Consider the following 18,267-nt stretch of genomic DNA (forward strand, 5'->3'; position numbering starts at 1 on the left):
ACTTTCGACGGATTACCGCTCGGCAATGCGGGCAGCCGCGTTGACGCCGCACCTGCGCAATATCTCGAAGCACTCTGTCTGCCGCGGTGCGGCCACCGGCGCGGCTAGAATCGGCCGCACCAAGGAACGGCAACATCTCAGAGGAGAAGCTTATGAATACCCGTGGTTTGCTCGATCAACTGTTGAAATCCGGTCAGGACCTGCTGCAGCAGAAGTCCGCTGGTTCCTCCGCTGGCGGCCTGAGTGGCGGCCTGGGTGATGCGCTGGGTGGCCTGCTCGGCGGTGGCAAAACTGCCGGCAAAGGCGGGCAGGGCGGTGGCGACCTCGGCACCTTGCTCAAGGGCGTCGGCGGTGGCGCGGCGGCGGCCGGCGCGCTGGCCCTGTTGCTGGGCAACAAGAGCGCGCGCAAGATGGGTGGCCAGGCGCTGACCTACGGCGGCCTGGCGGCCCTCGGGGTGATCGCCTACAAGGCCTACGGCAACTGGCAGGCCCAGCAACAGCAGGGTGGTGCGCCGCAGCCGCTGCATGAGCCACAGACCGTGGATCGCCTACCGGCGCCGCAGGTCGAGCAGCATAGCCAGGCCATCCTCAAGGCGCTGGTGGCGGCGGCCAAGGCCGATGGCCATGTCGATGCCAAGGAGCGTCAGCTGATCGAGGAGCAGATCGGCCAACTGTCGGGTGATCCGCAACTGATGCGCTGGCTGGATGCCGAGCTGAACAAACCGCTCGACCCGGCTGAAGTGGCGCGTGCCGCCAGCACCCCGGAAATGGCCGCCGAGATGTATATCGCCAGCGTGCTGATGGTCGACGAGGAGCACTTCATGGAGCGCGCCTACCTGGAAGAACTGGCCCGTCAGCTCAAACTCGATCCGGCGCTCAAGGCCGAGCTGGAAGCCCAGGTACGTCAGGTGGTGGCGGTCAACTGATGGGGGCGCCAGCCTCCGATAAAGGCTGGCGATCTACCCTTGCGCAGGGTGCGCCTGCGCACCCAGTGCCTGTGCGCGGCTGGCGGTGCGCATGGCGCACCTTGCGCGAGCGAGCTTCAAGCGCTTTTTACGGCGTCCAGTCGACCTGGTAATCGGCCAGGTAGGCGTCTACGGCGGCGCCGACCGTGGGATGAATGCGCTGTTCTTCTTCCGGCTTGAGCAGGCCGAAGCGGCGCAGCTTGTCCTTCACCGGTCCCTTGACCTCGGCAAAGTGGAAATCGATGCCGGCAGTGGCCAACGTCTGGCCCAGCTCGCTGAGCATGTCGGCCGAGGTCACGTCGATGCTGGTCACCGGCTCGGCCGCCACCACCAGGCGGCGCACGCGGGTGGAAGACTGCGCCAGGGTCTGCAGCACACTCTGCTGGAACAGTTCGGCGTTGGCGAAGAACAGCGGAGCGTCCCAGCGCAGCAGCACCAGGCCGGGCACCTGGCGGGCATCGGGGTGGCGGGAAATATCGTGGAAGCCTCGGACCCCGTCGACCCGGCCGAGCACCGCGTAGTAAGGGCGCCAACCGTCCCAGAGGAATTCGATCACCGCCAGCACCACGGCGATGCAGATGCCGGGGATGGCGCCGAACACCGCGACGCCAGCGAAGCAGGCCATCGACAGCCAGAACTCCCACTGCTGGATCTTGTAGATACGCTTGAGGTCGGCGAACTCGAACAGGCCGATGGCGGCGGCGATCACCACCGCCGCCAGGGCGCTGTTGGGCAGGAACTCCATCAGGTTGGGCGCCACCAGCAGCAGGATGGCCACGCAGAGGGCGCCGACCACCCCGGTGAGCTGAGTCTGCGAGCCGGCGGCTTCGGCCACCGGGGTGCGCGAGGAGCTGCTGCTGATCGGGAAACCCTGGAACAGGCCGCCGATCAGGTTGGCCGCGCCGAGGCCGATCATTTCCTGATTGGGGTCGACATAGCTGCGCGTGCGCGCGGCATAGGTGCGCGACAGCACGCTGGTGTCGGCGAAGGCCACCAGCGCGGCCGCCACGCCACCGAGTGCCACGGCCGCCAGGTCGACACCGCTGAGCCAGGGCAAGGCGAAGCTCGGCAGGCCCTGGGGCAGCTCGCCGAGTACTTTCACGCCCTGGGCACTGAGGTCGAACAGGCCGACGGCGACGGTGGCCAGCACCACGGCAATCAGGATGGTCGGCAGCTGCTTGAAGCGCTTGCAGGCGAGGATCAGGGCCAGGGTGCCACCGCCGACGGCGAAGCTGTACCAGTTGGCCTCGCCGGCCAGCAGCGCCTGGCCCAGCAGCCAGACTTCCTGGCCCGGGCCGTCGCCGTCGACGGAGATGCCAAACAGCTTGGGTGCCTGGCTGATCAGCACGGTGAGGGCGATGCCGTTCATGTAGCCGTAGCGGATCGGCTTGGACAGCAGCTCGGTGATGAAGCCCAGGCGCAGCAGGCCGGCAACAATGCAGGTCAGGCCGGCGACCACCGCCATCATGCTGGCCAGGATCACCGCGCGCATCGGGTCGCCACCGGACAGCGGCAGCACCACGGCGAGAATCAGTGCGGCCAGCGCCGAATCCGGGCCAAGTACCAGGATGCGGCTGGGGCCGAACAGGGCGTAGGCCAGCAGCGGCACGATGGTCGCGTACAGGCCGTAGATGCCCGGCACGCCGGAGGCTTCGGCATAGGCGATGCCCACCGGCACCAGCATGGTGGTCAGCACCAGGCCGGCGGCGATGTCCTTGGGCAGCCAGGCCAGTTGATAGTTTTTCAGCATCAGCAGGCCCGGCAGCCAGCGCAACCAGCCGCTGGGCGGGGTGACGATGGGCAGGCTGGGGTGTTGTTCTTGCGGCGCTTCGGGGCTCATGGGGTGTCCTCGCGAGTCAGGGCGCCAAAGTGGCGGGAATGAAGAAGAAGGCCAGGCCGAATACCAGGTAGACCGCCAGCAGCTGCACACCTTTGAGCCAGTCGGAGCGACCATCGCCCGCCACCTGGCCGGTGATCACCACCGCCAGCAGTACGGTCAGGGTCAGGCCGGCGTCGAAGGCCAGATCCATCGGCTGCGGGCCGATCAGCAGGCTGGCCAGTACCAGTACCGGGGCGACGAACAGGGCCACCTGCACGCTGGAACCGATGGCGATGGACAGGGCCAGATCCATGCGGTTCTTGATCGCCGCGGTGATCGCCGTGGCGTGTTCGGCGGCGTTGCCGAGGATGGCCACGACGAACACGCCGATGAACATATTGCTCAGGCCGAAAGCCTTGGCGCTCGGTTCGATGGCGCCGACCAGGATCTCGCTGACCCAGGCGATCAGGGCGGTGGCGACGGCCAGGATGCCGATGGCCTTGCCCATGGGCCAGAGATCGACGGTCTCGTCGCTGTCTTCGCGGTTGCCGGCGAACAGCGCCTTGTGGGTGACCAGCGAGTAATAGAGGAACAGGCCGTAGGCCACCAGCAGCACCACGGAAATCGAGTTGCTCAGGTACTGCACCTTGCCCAGCAGCCCCGGCACAGCTTCGGCGCGCATCATGTACACCGCCGGCAGCACCAGGGCGATGGCGGCCAGGGTCAGCAGGGTGGCTTCGGCGCGCGCGCCGTTGGGGTTGTAATGCTGCTCCTTGAACTTCAGGCCGCCGCAGAACATGGCCGCGCCCAGCACCAGGAGGATGTTGCCGATGATCGAGCCGGCCAGCGAGGCCTTGACCACGTCATGCAGGCCGGCGCGCAGGGCGGCGATGGCGATGATCAGTTCGGTGGCATTGCCGAAGGTGGCGTTGAGCAGCCCGCCGACCCCTTCGCCGCAGCGCTCGGCCAGTTGTTCGGTGGCTTTGCCCAGCCAGCCGGCCAGGGGAATGATCGCTATGGCGGCGCTCAGAAAGATCAGCAGGTGCAACTGGGGTGTCAGGTATTCGAGGAGCAGGGTTAGCGGGACGCAGAGCAGCAGCCAGTTGAGCATGCGTGCTTATCTCCAGGTGCAAAGGGGGCTTATCGTGCATGGAGTATTGGCCAAGCACGGGCAGTTGACCGAGCAATTTGCGTGCGGGTTGCGTCGCGAGCACTTGCCGCGGCACTGCCGGGTGTGCGGATCAGGCCGCCGGTTGCTGTGCCATGTGGAATTCCGCGCGGTTCCTGCCGGCATGTTTGGCGCGGTACAGGGCCTGGTCGGCCAGCTCCAGGGCCGCGCCGAGCTCGACATGGTCGAGTGGCCAGAGTGCGCCACCGATGCTGCAGCCGACCCGCGCCTGCTGGCCGTCCAGGTCCACGGGGGCGGCCAGTGCCTGCAGGGTGCGTTCGGCAATCTGCCGGGCCTGTTGCTGTGCCTCGTGCTGTGGCACCTGCAGGATCATCAGGAATTCGTCGCCGCCCAGGCGCGCCACCAGGTCGCCGTCACGCAGGCAGGTGCGCAGGCGCTTGGCCACTTCCTGCAGCAGGAGGTCGCCTGCGGCATGGCCGAACTGGTCATTGACCGGTTTGAACCCGTCCAGATCGAGGTAGAGCAGGGCCAGGCAACCCTGGTTGGCCTGGCTGTGGTGCTGCGCATGGGGCAGGTATTTTTCCAGGGCGGCGCGGTTGGGCAGGCCGGTCAGTGGGTCGCTGTGGGCCTTGTCTTCCATCAGATTGAGAGCGGTCTGTTGGTGGGTCAGGCTTTCCACCAGGTGGCGGATCGATTGGCTGAGCGTGGCGATTTCACTGGGGCTGCGCAGGTCGGGAATCACCGTGATCTCGCCGGCGCTGAGGCGGTCGGCGGCATGCGCGATCTGCCGCAGCGGGCGGGTGAAGTAACCGGTCAGCAGCCAGCCGATGGCGGCGAACAGCAGGGCCAGGCCGCTACCCCAGAGCAATATGTTGTGGGTCATGGCGCGGGCCGGCGCATAGGCTTCCGCGAGGGGTTGGCGGGCCAGCACGATCCAGCCCAGGCCGGGGTAGTCCAGATAGCCCTGGCTGCGGGCGAAACCGGTGAGGTAGGGCTGGCCGTCGGGCCATTGCTGGACCGCCCAGAAGTCGTCGCGGCTGTCCTTTTTCAAGGCGGGCAGTTGCAGCGTCTGCCCGATCAGCTGCGCTGGGCCGAGCAGCACGCTGTGGTCGCGGCCGAGCACGAGGAATTCGACATTGCGCCGTTCCTGCAGCGGTTCCATCAGCGAGCGGCGCACTTCCTCGGCCCAGCCCCATGACAGGTGGCTGGCCAGCACGCCCACCGGCGCACCGTCGAGGCCATGGATCGGCAGGCTGATATCGACGAACTTCATCGCCTCGCCGCTGGGGTTGGGCAACAGTTTGGCCAGCAGCACGGCCTCATGCACGTCACCAATGAACAGCCCCTTGCTGCCCTCCAGGTACACCGGCCGTTGGGCGATGCTGACGCCTTCGAGGATGCCGTTGCTGGAGGCCAGTACCTGGCCCTGGACATCGGTGTAGCCGATCCAGGCGATGCTGGGGATTTCCTGCTGCAGGCGGTCGAGCAGGGCGCGGACTTCGCCGATGGCGTCCGGGCTGCGCAGCACCCGTAGGCTGGCCAGCACTTGCAGGTAGTCGGCGCGGCTGGCCATGTCGCGATCGAGGCGATCAACCATCTGGAACGAGACTTCGGCCAGATCGCGGCCGACTTCTTCGCGGATGCGCTGGCTGGCGTCCTGGCCGATCAGCGTGCCCAGCAGCCAGCTGAGCGCAGTGACCAGGAGCACGATGAGCAGGGCGAAACGGCTACGCAAGCTGTGTGGAGGGCGCATGGTACTTCGGCTCCCAGGCAGAAAAACGGGCCGTGTCGAGGACGCGCCGTTTGATGAGCTGTAGGTGCGGCAGGCGCCACGTATAGGGGCGGCTATTTCCACACAATCGCCACGCATCCTGCAAATTTCTCCCATAAACGGCAGCGAACATGTCCCGGTGTTTCCATCAGCCCTGGGGAGTTTCGCCATGTTCAAGTTTCTTGCCGACAGTGGGGTGGGCGCCGGCCGTCACCTGTTGCTGTGGTTCAGTCTGTTGCTGCTGGCGCCAGCCTGGGCTGCGGACGAGGCGGGCGAAAGCCCCTATTTCGCCCTGGATGGCGCCGATCCGGCGCTTGACCGGCTGCCGCTCAAGTCGACCCGGGTGGACGTGCGTGTGCTCGGGGTGATCGCCGATGTACGGGTCATCCAGCAGTACCGCAATGAAGGCACGCGGGCGTTGGAGGCGCGTTACGTGTTTCCCGGTTCGACCCGTGCGGCGGTGTATGGCATGACCGTGCGCCTCGGCGAGCGCGAGTTGCGCGCGCAGATCCGCGAGAAACAGCAGGCCCAGGTCGAGTACCAGCAGGCCAAGAGCGCGGGCAAGACTGCGGCCCTGCTCGAACAGCAGCGCGAGAATGTGTTCCAGATGAATGTCGCCAACATCCTGCCCGGCGATGTGGTCGATGTGGAGCTGCGTTATACCGAGCTGCTGCTGCCCAGCGATGGCGTCTACCGCTTCGTCTTCCCTACCGTGGTCGGGCCGCGCTACAACGGCGCCCCCGGCAGCGAGAGCAATCAAGCCGAGCCCTGGATCAGCACGCCCTATCTGGCGCAGGGCGCGGCCGCGGGTGACAGTTTTGCGCTCAAGGTCGAATTGCAGTCGCCCGTGCCGCTGACGGCCATCCACTCGCCGAGCCATGCCATCGAGGTGCAGCAGAGCGCGCCGAATCAGGCCCAGGTAGCGCTGGGCGCTGCGGCCGCGCCGGCTAACAACCGCGATTTTGTCCTCGATTACCGCCTCAGCAGCGCTCAGTTCGAGAGCGGCGTGCTGCTTTCCCGGGGCGCCGAGGAAAACTTCTTCCTGGCCCTGATCGCCCCGCCGGCCACGGTGAACAGCGCGATGCTGGTGCCGCGCGAATACATCTTCGTGGTGGATATATCCGGCTCCATGCACGGCTTTCCGCTGGATACCGCCAAGCGCCTGCTGCAGCGCCTGATCGGCCGTTTGCGCCCGGCCGACAGCTTCAATGTGCTGCTGTTCTCCGGCAGTAGCCGCATGCTCGCCGCCGAGTCCCAGCCCGCCACCGCGGCAAACATCCAGCAGGCCCTGAGCATGCTCGACACGCAGATGGGCAGTGGCGGCACCGAGCTGTTGCCGGCGCTGCGTCAGGCCCTGAGTGTGCCGGCCGATGCGGAACGGGCGCGCAGCTTCATCGTGATTACCGATGGCTTTGTGGCGGTCGAGCGCGAAGCCTTCGCGCTGGTGCGCAACAACCTGGACAAGGCCAACCTGTTCGCCTTCGGTATCGGCAGCTCGGTCAACCGCCAGTTGATCGAAGGCCTGGCGCGGGCCGGGCAGGGCGAGCCGTTCGTGGTGCTCGATGCCGAGTCGGCCGACGCCCAGGCCGAACGCTTCCGGCAGATGATCGACGCGCCGCTGCTGGCCAACCCGCAGGTGCGCTTCAGCGGCCTGGAGGTGTATGACGTCGAGCCCATGCTGCTGCCGGACCTGTTCGCCCAGCGGCCGCTGGTGGTGTTCGGCAAGTGGCGCGGCGAGGCGCGTGGCAGTGTGCAGGTCGAGGGGCGTAGTGCAGCCGGCGTCTATCGCCGTGAGGTGGCGATCCGCCCGGAGCAGGCGCAGGCAGATAACCAGGCGCTGGCCTATCTGTGGGCGCGGCACAAGGTCGCCAGCCTGACCGATCAGGAAACCCTCGAAGGCGACTATGCCCACAGCCAGGCGATTCTCGACCTGGGCCTGAAATACAGCCTGCTGACGCCTTATACCTCCTTCATTGCCGTCGACCAGCAGGTGCGCAATGCCGATCCGGCCGCGGCGACCAGCGTCAACCAGCCCGTGCCGTTGCCGCAGGGCGTGAGCAACCAGGCCATCGGTGCCGTGGTGCCGAGCACACCGGAGCCGAGCGCCTGGGCCATGCTGCTGATTGCCGCGCTGGGCCTGGGCTGGTTGCTGCGCCGCCGCACTGCCCAGGCGCAGGCCTGAGCGATGTCGGTGCTCGCGCTGGACCGACCCGCCTGGCGCCTGCAGCTGCCGGGCTGGGCGTGGCTGCTGTTGCCGGCGCTGGCCCTGTGGCCGGTGTGGCAAAGGAGCCTGCGGCGGATGAGCGATGGTTCGGATGATCCATTCGGCATCGTCGCCCTGGCCACACTGTTGCTGGTGCTGTGGCGCGAACGTGACCAGCTGGCGGTCACGCCGCGCTTGCCTGGCCTGCTGCTGGCGCTGTTGCTCAGCGCGGCGGCGTTGCTGAGCCAAGCCTGGCTGCCGCCGTTGCTGCGCGCGGTACTGGCGGTGCTGGCCCTGTTCGCCGCGCTGCTGGCCGTGCGCGTGCCGGTGCAGGCGTGGCTGGCCTGGTGCGGCCTGGGGCTGCTGGCATTGCCGCTGCTGTCTTCGCTGCAGTTCTTCATCGGTTATCCGCTGCGGGTGCTGACGGCCGAAGTCAGTGCCTGGCTGCTGCGCGCCGGCGGGCTGGAGGTGGGGCGCCAGGGCAGCACGCTGGAGGTGGCGGGGCAGCTGGTGATGGTCGATGCGCCCTGTTCCGGCATCCAGATGGCCTGGGTCGCCTATTTCACCGCATTCGCCACGGCGGCCTGGCTGCGGCTTGCCGATCGCCAGTTGCTGCGCCGGCTGCCGTTGCTCGGGGTGCTGGTGCTGGCCGGCAATATTCTGCGCAACAGCCTGCTGGTGCTGCAGGAAACCGGGCGCCTGGCCTGGCCGGCGTGGATGCACGAGGGCACCGGGCTGCTGGTGTTCGTCGGCGTCTGCGCCCTGGTGCTGCGCTATACGGCGGCCGGTGCCGTGCCGCAGCGTGCCGTGCCACGGCATACGCCGGCGGCTGCCGACCGGCCTTTGCCGCCGCTGCTGCAGGGGGCGTTGCTGCTGGCCTTCGGCCTGCTGGCGCTGTCTCCGCTGCTGGGGCTGCCGAAGTCCGCGCCAGGGCCGGTCGAGCGTTTCGTCGAATGGCCGCAACAGTTCGCCGGGCAGCCGCTGCAGCCGCTGGCCCTGTCGGCGGTCGAGCAGCGCTTCGCTGCGCAGTTTCCGGGGGCCATCGCACGCTTTCGCGCCGGCGCCCAGGTGCTCAGCCTGCGCCATGTCACCCGGCCGACGCGCAAGCTGCACCCGGCGGCGGACTGCTACCGTGGCCTGGGCTATCGCATCCAGGCCATGAGCCTGCAGCGTCGAGCGCAGGGCGGCGGGTTGCAGCGCTGCTTCGTTGCCAGCGGCCAGGGCCCGGCGTTGCGCGTGTGCGAGTACATCGAGGATGCCGCCGGGCAGAGTTTCACCGACACCTCGGCCTGGTACTGGGCAGCGCTGGGCGGCGGCTCGACCGGCCCATGGTTGGCGGTGACGGTCGCCGAGGTGTTGTCACCCTGAAGCTGGCTGTCTGCGCCGGGACGTATAGAATCCGCCGGATAGCGACAGGGGAGCGCAAACATGAAGGTACTGGCAGCTGTGATGGGCGCGACCCTGGCCTTGGTCGCGAGCGCGGCACAGGCGGAGGCGGCACTGCCGCTCAGCCAGCGCAGCCTGTTGCTCGACGACAGCCGCCTGCCGCGCGAGGCGGCGCTCGATCGCATGCAGCAGATTCGCTTCGCTTTCCGCGAGCGTCCGGCGCCGGCTGGCCAGCTGCAGGGCTGGTCGCGTGGCTATGGGGGTTATGGCTCCTGGGATGGCAGCAGTGACTCGGCGCGTCTGGAGCGACGCACTACAGGCCTGCTGGTCGGCGTAGACCGCCCGCTGACGGGTATGTGGATGGCTGGGGCGCTGGCTGGCGTCAGTCGCAGCGAGCTGCAGGAGGATGAGGGCGGCGACAGTGATGTCGACAGCTATCATCTGGCGGCTTACGCGACGACCCGTTATTACCAGCTGGGCTTCAAGCTCGGTGCCGCCTACAGCTGGCACGAACTGGACAGCCAACGGCGCAGTGCCGGGCAACGCCTGCGCGGCGACAGTCAGGCCGCCAGCAGCCAGCTGTTTGGCGAAGCCAGCTATCCCCTGGATTTTCGCGAGTTCACCCTGGAACCCTTCGCCGGCCTGGCCTACGTCCATCTGGACGCCGACAGCCTGCACGAGGCGGGCGGTGTCGACGCCTTGCAACTGAGCGGCGAACAGCAGGATGGCGCCTACCTGACTCTTGGCTGGCGCCTGGCCAGTGCCTGGCAGGTGCGCGAGCGGCGCCTGGTCGGCCGCGCCAGCCTGGCTGCACGGCATGGTTTCCTCGATGATCGCGCCGACGCGCAGGCCTGGCAGCCGGCAACTGGGCAGAGTTTCGAGCTGAGCGGGCGCGAATTCGAGCGCGATCAGCTGCGCCTGGATCTGAGCCTGGACTACCAGCTGAGCGAGCAGCTGTACCTGGGCCTGACCTACGCCGGCCAGTACGCCGACGATGCCCGCGACAACCAGCTGGGTGCTCGCTTCAGTCTGCAGTTCTGAGGGTTTCCGCCGGTCAGGCCGGGCCTGGTCAGCGGCCGTGGCGGGCTGCCCGCGCGGCGCGGACTCGGGTATACTCGCCGGCTTTTCTGAAACTTCGGGGTCACGGCCTGTCGCCGTGCCCGGTCAGCGGCCGTCCAGGCTGGCTCGCCGGGCCGCACAGGGCCGCTGCGTCCCGCTTCGCCTGCGAGTGCTGACAGCCATGGAAATCAACCCGATCCTCAACAGCATCAAGGACCTGTCCGAGCGGACCCAGACCATTCGGGGGTATCTTTGACTACGATCACAAGCATGATCGTCTGGTCGAAGTAAACCGCGAACTCGAAGACGCCAACGTCTGGAACAACCCCGAATACGCGCAGAACCTGGGCCGCGAACGCGCCGCCCTGGCGCTGATCGTCGATACCCTGGATGACCTGCACAGCAGCCTGGCCGACTCGCGCGACCTGCTCGACATGGCCGTCGAGGAGAACGACGAAGGCGCGGTGAGCGACATCGTCAGCGAAATCGAGCGCCTGCGCGGCATCCTCGAAAAGCTGGAATTCCGCCGCATGTTCAGCGGCGAAATGGACATGAACAACGCTTATCTCGACATCCAGGCCGGTTCCGGCGGCACCGAGGCGCAGGACTGGGCCAACATCCTGCTGCGCATGTACCTGCGCTGGGCCGACAAACGCGGCTTCTCCGCCGAGATCGTCGAGCTGTCCGCCGGCGAAGTCGCCGGGATCAAGGGCGCCACCGTGCATATCAAGGGCGAATACGCCTTCGGCTGGCTGCGTACCGAGATCGGCGTGCACCGCCTGGTGCGCAAGAGCCCGTTCGACTCCGGCAACCGCCGCCACACCTCGTTCTCCGCGGTGTTCGTCTCGCCGGAAATCGATGACAACATCGAGATCGAGATCAACCCGGCCGACCTGCGCATCGACACCTACCGTTCCTCCGGTGCCGGTGGTCAGCACGTCAACACCACCGACTCGGCCGTACGTATCACCCACGTACCGACCAACACCGTGGTGGCGTGCCAGAACGAACGTTCGCAGCACGCCAACAAAGACACCGCGATGAAGATGCTGCGTGCGCGCCTGTACGAGCAGGAAGTGCAGAAGCGCAACGCCGCCTCGCAGGCGCTGGAAGAGACCAAGTCGGATATCGGCTGGGGCCACCAGATCCGCTCCTACGTGCTGGATGCCTCGCGGATCAAGGATCTGCGTACCAATATCGAGCGCAGTGACTGCGACAAGGTGCTGGACGGCGATATTGACGAATACCTCGAAGCCAGCCTGAAACAGGGCCTGTAAAGCGACTGCGTTTGGCCAGGCAGCGTTGGAAGATGCCTGACCTGCGCTCGCTACGCTTTACAACCCCTGTTAAGTAAACCGTTTCCACCCAGGCAAAAGCCTAACCAGGAACCACCAAGATCATGAGCGACCAACAACTCGACCAACACGCCTCTTCTCAGGACGATGGGCAGCAGGAAGAAAACAAGCTGATTGCCCAGCGCAAAGAGAAGCTTGCTGCCATCCGTGAGCAGGGCAACGCCTTCCCCAATGACTTCCGCCGCGACAACTACTGCGCCGACCTGCAGAAACAGTACGCCGAGAAGACCAAGGAAGAGCTGGAAGCCGCTGCCATTCCGGTCAAGGTTGCCGGGCGCATCATGCTCAACCGTGGCTCGTTCATGGTGATCCAGGACATGACCGGGCGCATCCAGGTCTACGTCAACCGCAAGACCCTGCCGGAAGAGAAGCTCGCCGAGGTCAAGCACTGGGACATGGGCGACATCATCTCCGCCGTTGGCACCCTGGCCCGTTCCGGCAAGGGCGACCTGTACGTGGAAATGACCGACGTGCGCTTGCTGACCAAGTCGCTGCGCCCGCTGCCGGACAAGCACCACGGCCTGTCCGATACCGAGCAGCGCTACCGTCAGCGTTACGTCGACCTGATCGTCAACGAAGACGTGCGCGAGACTTTCCGCGTGCGTTCGCAGGTGATTGCGCACATCCGCAGCTTCCTGATGAAGCGCGACTTCCTCGAAGTGGAAACGCCGATGCTGCAGACCATCCCTGGCGGCGCCGCGGCCAAGCCGTTCGAGACTCACCACAACGCCCTGGATATGCAGATGTTCCTGCGTATCGCCCCGGAGCTGTACCTAAAGCGCCTGGTGGTTGGCGGCTTCGAGAAAGTCTTCGAGATCAACCGCAACTTCCGTAACGAAGGCGTCTCGACCCGGCACAACCCCGAGTTCACCATGCTCGAGTTCTACCAGGCCTATGCCGACTACGAAGACAACATGGACCTGACCGAGGAGCTGTTCCGCGAGCTGGCCCAACTGGTCCTCGGCAGCACCGACGTACCTTACGGCGACAAGGTGTTCCACTTCGGCGAGCCGTTCGTGCGCCTGTCGGTGTTCGACTCGATCCTCAAGTACAACCCCGAGCTGACCGCCGCCGACCTCAACGACATCGACCGCGCGCGTGAGATCGCCAAGAAGGCCGGCGCCAAGGTGCTCGGCTTCGAAGGCCTGGGCAAGCTGCAGGTGATGATTTTCGAAGAGCTGGTCGAGCACAAGCTGGAGCAGCCGCACTTCATCACCCGCTACCCGTTCGAAGTCTCGCCGCTGGCCCGTCGCAGCGACGACGATCCGAGCGTCACCGACCGCTTCGAGCTGTTCATCGGTGGTCGCGAGATCGCCAACGCCTACTCCGAGCTGAACGATGCCGAAGACCAGGCCGCGCGCTTCATGCAGCAGGTGGCCGACAAGGACGCCGGCGACGACGAAGCCATGCACTACGACGCCGATTTCGTCCGCGCCCTGGAGTACGGCATGCCGCCGACCGCCGGTGAGGGCATTGGTATTGACCGCCTGGTCATGCTGCTGACCAACTCGCCATCGATCCGTGATGTGATTTTGTTCCCGCATATGCGCCCGCAGGCTTGATTGCGCGGCCCGTTGCGGGCACTGTGCGCACCGCGCTGCATGGCACATGGCTAGTACTGCCATGCCGGCGATGAAAAAGGAGGGTCTGCCCATGGCAGGCCCTGTTTTTTGTCCGGATTTAGCAGGCTGTTGAAAAACGTTGGCGAGGCAGTCAGCGCAAGGCAAAAACAGGCGAAAAAGCGCAGTTTACGAGCTGTAAATGAGCATGACTCGTTCCACTCGCCCTTCGGGCCGCGCTAAAGCGCGTTAGCCGCAAGCGGCTTGTTGAGCCTGTTTTTAACGCCGCGATGGCAACGCAGGTAGTTTTTCAACAGCCTGTTAGCGAGGTTTAACCAGCAGTGACTTTCAGCTCAGCCCCGGAATGCCCGGCCATAATCGCCGGCCAGCTCGCCGAAAACGTGCAATACCGTGGCCGCAAGGCCAGTCGTAATGGCAGCGAACAACGCCGCCTGAGTATTCTCGAAGCCGCTCTGCGCATCATCGTGCGCGAGGGGATGCGTGGCGTACGGCATCGCGCGGTGGCTGCCGAAGCCGGCGTACCGCTGTCGGCCACTACCTACTATTTCAACGATATCCAGGACCTGATCGCCGACAGTTTCGCGCTGTTCGTCAAACGCAGCTCGACCAATCTGGCCAGTCTGTGGAGCGGTATCAACGAGGATTTCCTGCGCATGTCCGCCGCCATCGAGAGCAATCCACAGGCGCGGCGTGACATGGTCGAGCATGTCATCGAGCTGGCGGTGGCGCATATCGAGGCCAAGGCCCGTGAAGGCGATGCCGAACTGCTGGTGGAGCTGGCCTTCCGCCAGGAAGCGCTGACCAATACCAGCCTCAATGCGCTGGCCGTGGCTTACCGCAACCTGCGTTTCCACTTTGCCGAGCGCGCCCTGCGTGCCATGGGCTCGGCGGCGCCGGTCGAGGATGCGCAGGTGTTGACTACGCTTATTTTGCGGATGGAATATCATGCCCTGGTCGATGGGGTGGGGAACCTGGATATGCCAGGCCAGCGGGCAGTGCTCAAACGCTTCCTGGACCTGGTCATAGGGCTGTAGGATCAGACCCGACCAAGCCCCGCTGCTGCGGGGTTTGCCGTTTTCGGCAGCAGCAAAACCCCGCGAGCGGCACCAACGGATCTCACAAGGAGTGCGTAATGAATGCCTGGCGCGTTGCGGTAGCTGCCTTAGCCTGCCTGTTGTTGAGTGGTTGCCTGGTCACCTTCAAGGACCCGATCCCGGCCAACGAGGCGGCACCCATACCTTTGCTCGGTGAGTGGGAACGCAAGGACGAGTGGGGCGAACGCCAGTACCTGTCGATCAGCCGCTCCGGCTCCAATGTTTATAAGGCGCGTGCCTGGCTGGATGATGAAGACGGCCTGAAGGAGGTCGACGAATACGGCTTCACCGTCGCCCACCACGGTCGGCGCTGGTATGTCTCGGCGGGCCTGCCCAAGCGCCTGGGGGCGAATTTCGCGATTGCCGGTTTCGAACTGACGGCCAGCAACGAGCTGGTGATCTACAACCTGGATGTGGAGCGCATTCTGCAGGAAATGCAGGGTGGCATTCTCCAGGGTCAACCGGTGGAAACCAGCGAAGGCGAGGCCGTGCTGGTCACCAGCCCGCTGGATCAGGTCTTCGGTTATCTGGATGACCAGGCCAACGCAGACGTATTCGTCGAGGTGGCGCGTTATCAGCGCAGCAGCGAGCAGTAACGGAGCAGTTCGATGAGCAGACGCAATACGCCGGACGACTACCACAGCACCATCCGTGCCCTGTCCGATCGCATCGTCGAGGCGCAGACCCCGATCCGCGTGCTCGATGCGATCAAGTGGGACGACAGCATCCGCCAGGGCTTCATCAAGGCCAAGGGCAAGCAGATGCCGGCGGTGGATCGCAGCTACTACGACAGCCGCCCGCTGAGCTTCGATTCGACGGCGAAGAAGCTGGAATTCCAGAACATCGAGCGCGATATCACCCGCCAGCTCGGCCAGTTCAACCCGGTCGGGCAGATCATGCGGCGCATGTGCAAGGAATACCGCATGGTCATCCGCATGCTCGAAGCGCGCGGCACTGCGGATTTCGGCCTGATCTCCCAGGAGCTGTATGGCGCGGCGTCCGACGCCTTCCATGCTGGCGACCCGACCCTGGCCGACCTCGGCCTGATGCTTTCCGGCTACCTGAATAACATCGCCGCCCGTGGCGACCTCGAGGACGAGGCCAAGAACCTCACCGCCAAGGACGCCGTGGTGATTCTTCAGGAGCGCCTGTCTGCGGTGTTCGGCGACGAAACCATCCGCGTTTTCGAATCCGACGGCATCGTTGCCGACGCGGCGGCAGGTGCTGACTACATCAAGATTCGCAGTGACGCGCTGTTCAACCAGCGCGATGTGCGCGCCCTGGAAGTGCATGAGGGCATGGTGCATGTCGGCACCACGCTGAATGGCCTGAACCAGCCGATCTGTACCTTCCTGGCCAAGGGTCCACCCTCGTCCACGGTGACCCAGGAAGGCCTGGCCATCCTTATGGAGGTGATTGCCTTCGCCTCCTACCCGACCCGCCTGCGCAAGCTGACCAACCGTACCCGCGCCATCCACATGGCCGAGGAGGGCGCCGACTTCCTGCAGGTCTACGAGTTCTACCGCGAACAGGGCTTCAGCCTGGAAGAGAGCTACGGCAACGCCAGTCGCGCCTTCCGCGGTTCGACCCCGACCGGCCTGCCGTTCACCAAGGACCTGTCCTACCTCAAGGGCTTCATCCTGATCTACAACTACATCCAGCTGGCCGTGCGCAAAGGCAAGCTGGAGCAGATCCCGCTGCTGTTCTGTGGCAAAACCACTCTGGAAGACATGCGCACCCTGCGCCAACTGGTCGACGAAGGCCTGGTGGCTCCACCCAAGTACCTGCCGCCGCAGTTCCGCGACCTCAACGCGCTGTCGGCCTGGATGTGCTTCTCCAACTTCCTCAATCACCTGAGCCTGGACCGCATCGAAGCGGACTACGCGAATATCCTGTAGGAGCGAGCTCTGCTCGCGAAGGGGCCGCGGCTGGATTCGTTCGCGAGCAGAGCTTGCTCCTACGCCCCCTCTAGCCCCGTAGCCCGGATGCAATCCGGGACTCTGCCCGCCTCCGATCAAGGAACCCCCGCCATGCCCAGCCACAAACTCGACTACGAAATCCTCGGCGCTTCGGCGCAGACCGTGGAGATCATTCTCGACCCGGGTGAGACGGTGATCGCCGAAGCCGGGGTGATGAACTACATGACCGAGGGCATTCGCTTCGAGACACGCATGGGCGATGGCTCGGCTAGCGGTGTGCTGGGTAAGCTGTGGGGCGCCGGCAAGCGTCTGCTCACTGGTGAGTCGCTGTTCATGACGCACTTTTCCAACGCCGGCAAAGGCCCGCAGCGGGTTGGTTTTGCCGCGCCTTACCCGGGCAGCGTGGTGCCCATCGAATTGAGCCAGGTCGGCGGCAAGCTGATCTGCCAGAAGGATGCCTTCCTCTGCGCCGCCTACGGCACCGAGATCGGCATCAGCTTCAACAAGCGCATCGGCGCCGGCTTCTTCGGCGGCGAGGGTTTCATCCTGCAGAAGCTGGAAGGCGACGGCCTGGCCTTCGTACATGCCGGCGGCACGGTAATCCGCAAGGAGCTGAACAACGAGACCCTGCGCCTGGATACCGGCTGCCTGGTGGCCTTCACCAGTGGCATCGACTACGACATCGCCCTGGCCGGCGGGTTGAAAAGCATGCTGTTCGGTGGCGAAGGCATTCTCCTGGCCACCCTCAAGGGCACCGGTACGGTATGGATCCAGAGTCTGCCGTTCTCGCGCCTGGCCGAGCGTATCTATGACGCGACCTTCAAGGCGCGTGAGGAAGTGCGGGCTGGCGGCAAGTCCTGAACCACGGGTTTGGGGCGCACCCTACGGGAGATCGTAAACAGGTTCTAATGAGCGCAGCGGCTATCCGTCGCGCCCTCTTGCCAATCGCCTAAGCCTGTATCAGGCTGCGCCGCCATTGGCTCCAGGCAGCCACATCCTATTTAGTCAGTTCTAACGGTGAACAACGTCATGAGTGAAGAACGCAACGCCATCCCTCTGATTCTGACCGGCATCGCCAGCATCATCGGCACCATCGGCGTGCTCTGGCTGTACGGTTACCTGCATTTTGCCAAGGAGGAAGATGCCCTCCTGCTGGCCGAATTCACCATGCTCAAGACCGTCCCCGGCGATCAGTACAAGCTCCCGGTGAAGCCGGCCAACCAGGTCGCGCAGTGCATCGACGGCGTGCTGGTGCTGTTTGATACCCAGCAGAAGGGTCTGACCGGCGTGCTGGTGGATGACAAGAAGCAGGCCGTGCGCTGCATGGGCCAGGAGACTCCGCAGGCTCCAGTCGCCGAGTAAGACGGCCGGCAGTTGGCAACGGGCCGCGCGGGCTGTGCCTGTCAGGCTGTTCCGGCCTGCGCGATTGGCCTTAAAACAGCCGCGAATCGCCCCTAGGGTGCGCCGCGCGCCCCTCAATCCCGTAAATTTCCGCTGGTGCGCACGGCGCACCCCGCGAGCCAGGCGCGCTCAGTGCTTGGCGCCGGCCTGCTTGGCACTGAGTGTCTGCAGGTAACGACGCGACAGGGCGAGAAAGCGCGGCGTCGGGCCGATGTCCTCATACAGCGGGTCGCCCTGTTCGTCGGTGGCTACCACCTTGCTGCCTTTCACATACGGCAGGCTGGCTTCCAGCTCTTCCAGGGCGGCGCCAATCAACTCGCCGAGTAGCTCCTCGCTGCTGCGTTTCGGGTACATCTCGGAGAGCGCAGCCAGACGGGCGGCGGACTCCAGGTCCAGGTGGATCTGATAATGGCTGGGGGTCAGGCGACCCTTGGCGTTCTGTTCCCAATGGCGGACAAGCTCGCGGATCTTCATAAATACCTCTAAGTGCCCATTCATGGTGGGCTGAGTCAGTCCGCAACCACTACAAGGCGGACGACGGACGCTTTTGACGCCCGCTACTCTCAGCCTAGCTCGCGTCCCGGCG

15 protein-coding genes are annotated in these 18,267 nt (G+C 65.3%); 11 read left to right on the forward strand and 4 right to left on the reverse strand.

Features of this window, described 5'->3' with window-relative positions; translation table 11 throughout:
* The first annotated feature begins 152 nt into the window (after positions 1 to 152).
* Positions 153 to 926: a tellurite resistance TerB family protein gene (locus HNE05_RS05370; protein ID WP_173204087.1), complete on the forward strand. Its 774-nt coding sequence runs from the start codon at positions 153 to 155 to the stop codon at positions 924 to 926.
* Between the two features lie 127 nt (positions 927 to 1,053).
* On the opposite strand, the gene HNE05_RS05375 is transcribed toward HNE05_RS05370, so the two are convergent.
* The 3 genes from HNE05_RS05375 to HNE05_RS05385 all read right to left on the reverse strand — a co-directional run bounded on the left by HNE05_RS05375 (position 1,054) and on the right by HNE05_RS05385 (position 5,666).
* Positions 1,054 to 2,805 (reverse strand): SulP family inorganic anion transporter, encoded by a 1,752-nt coding sequence (locus HNE05_RS05375; RefSeq protein WP_173204089.1) that lies wholly within the window; start codon positions 2,803 to 2,805, stop codon positions 1,054 to 1,056.
* A gap of 16 nt (positions 2,806 to 2,821) precedes the next feature.
* Positions 2,822 to 3,895 (reverse strand): calcium/proton exchanger, encoded by a 1,074-nt coding sequence (cax, locus tag HNE05_RS05380; RefSeq protein WP_173204091.1) that lies wholly within the window; start codon positions 3,893 to 3,895, stop codon positions 2,822 to 2,824.
* A gap of 130 nt (positions 3,896 to 4,025) precedes the next feature.
* Complete coding sequence (locus HNE05_RS05385; RefSeq protein WP_173204093.1) at positions 4,026 to 5,666, reverse strand: sensor domain-containing diguanylate cyclase; 1,641 nt, start codon at positions 5,664 to 5,666, stop codon at positions 4,026 to 4,028.
* A gap of 187 nt (positions 5,667 to 5,853) precedes the next feature.
* Between HNE05_RS05385 and HNE05_RS05390 the strand changes: the two genes are divergently transcribed.
* From HNE05_RS05390 to HNE05_RS05435, 10 genes are all read left to right on the forward strand, one after another.
* Entirely contained in the window at positions 5,854 to 7,866 is a 2,013-nt protein-coding gene (locus HNE05_RS05390; protein ID WP_173204095.1) for a VIT and vWA domain-containing protein, read from the forward strand.
* Positions 7,867 to 7,869: 3 nt separating this feature from the next.
* Positions 7,870 to 9,255: an exosortase Q gene (gene xrtQ / locus HNE05_RS05395; protein ID WP_173204097.1), complete on the forward strand. Its 1,386-nt coding sequence runs from the start codon at positions 7,870 to 7,872 to the stop codon at positions 9,253 to 9,255.
* Positions 9,256 to 9,315: 60 nt separating this feature from the next.
* Complete coding sequence (locus HNE05_RS05400) at positions 9,316 to 10,314, forward strand: autotransporter outer membrane beta-barrel domain-containing protein (RefSeq protein WP_173204099.1); 999 nt, start codon at positions 9,316 to 9,318, stop codon at positions 10,312 to 10,314.
* Positions 10,315 to 10,513: 199 nt separating this feature from the next.
* Positions 10,514 to 11,609, forward strand: a protein-coding gene (gene prfB, locus HNE05_RS05405) for a peptide chain release factor 2 (RefSeq protein WP_173204101.1) whose coding sequence is annotated in 2 segments (ribosomal slippage) — positions 10,514 to 10,585 and positions 10,587 to 11,609 — 1,095 coding nt in all. Because the reading frame shifts where the segments join, the coding sequence is not laid out codon by codon here.
* Positions 11,610 to 11,731: 122 nt separating this feature from the next.
* Positions 11,732 to 13,249, forward strand: coding sequence for a lysine--tRNA ligase (lysS, locus tag HNE05_RS05410; protein ID WP_173204102.1), 1,518 nt, complete (start codon positions 11,732 to 11,734; stop codon positions 13,247 to 13,249).
* Between the two features lie 338 nt (positions 13,250 to 13,587).
* A complete protein-coding gene (locus HNE05_RS05415; RefSeq protein ID WP_173204103.1) occupies positions 13,588 to 14,301 on the forward strand; it encodes a TetR/AcrR family transcriptional regulator in 714 nt (237 codons plus the stop codon).
* Positions 14,302 to 14,399: 98 nt separating this feature from the next.
* A complete protein-coding gene (locus HNE05_RS05420; RefSeq protein ID WP_173204104.1) occupies positions 14,400 to 14,957 on the forward strand; it encodes a hypothetical protein in 558 nt (185 codons plus the stop codon).
* 12 nt (positions 14,958 to 14,969) lie between these two features.
* Positions 14,970 to 16,259: a flavohemoglobin expression-modulating QEGLA motif protein gene (locus tag HNE05_RS05425; RefSeq protein WP_173204105.1), complete on the forward strand. Its 1,290-nt coding sequence runs from the start codon at positions 14,970 to 14,972 to the stop codon at positions 16,257 to 16,259.
* A gap of 132 nt (positions 16,260 to 16,391) precedes the next feature.
* On the forward strand, positions 16,392 to 17,141 hold the full coding sequence (locus HNE05_RS05430) for a TIGR00266 family protein (protein ID WP_173204106.1): 750 nt from the start codon (positions 16,392 to 16,394) through the stop codon (positions 17,139 to 17,141).
* Between the two features lie 168 nt (positions 17,142 to 17,309).
* A complete protein-coding gene (locus HNE05_RS05435; protein WP_173204107.1) occupies positions 17,310 to 17,642 on the forward strand; it encodes a PA3694 family proteiin in 333 nt (110 codons plus the stop codon).
* A 168-nt stretch (positions 17,643 to 17,810) separates the two neighbouring features.
* On the opposite strand, the gene HNE05_RS05440 is transcribed toward HNE05_RS05435, so the two are convergent.
* Positions 17,811 to 18,155: a pilin assembly protein gene (locus HNE05_RS05440; RefSeq protein ID WP_173204108.1), complete on the reverse strand. Its 345-nt coding sequence runs from the start codon at positions 18,153 to 18,155 to the stop codon at positions 17,811 to 17,813.
* Positions 18,156 to 18,267: the final 112 nt, after the last annotated feature.

Origin of the sequence: Pseudomonas campi, assembly GCF_013200955.2 — a bacterium.
GTDB lineage: Bacteria > Pseudomonadota > Gammaproteobacteria > Pseudomonadales > Pseudomonadaceae > Aquipseudomonas > Aquipseudomonas campi.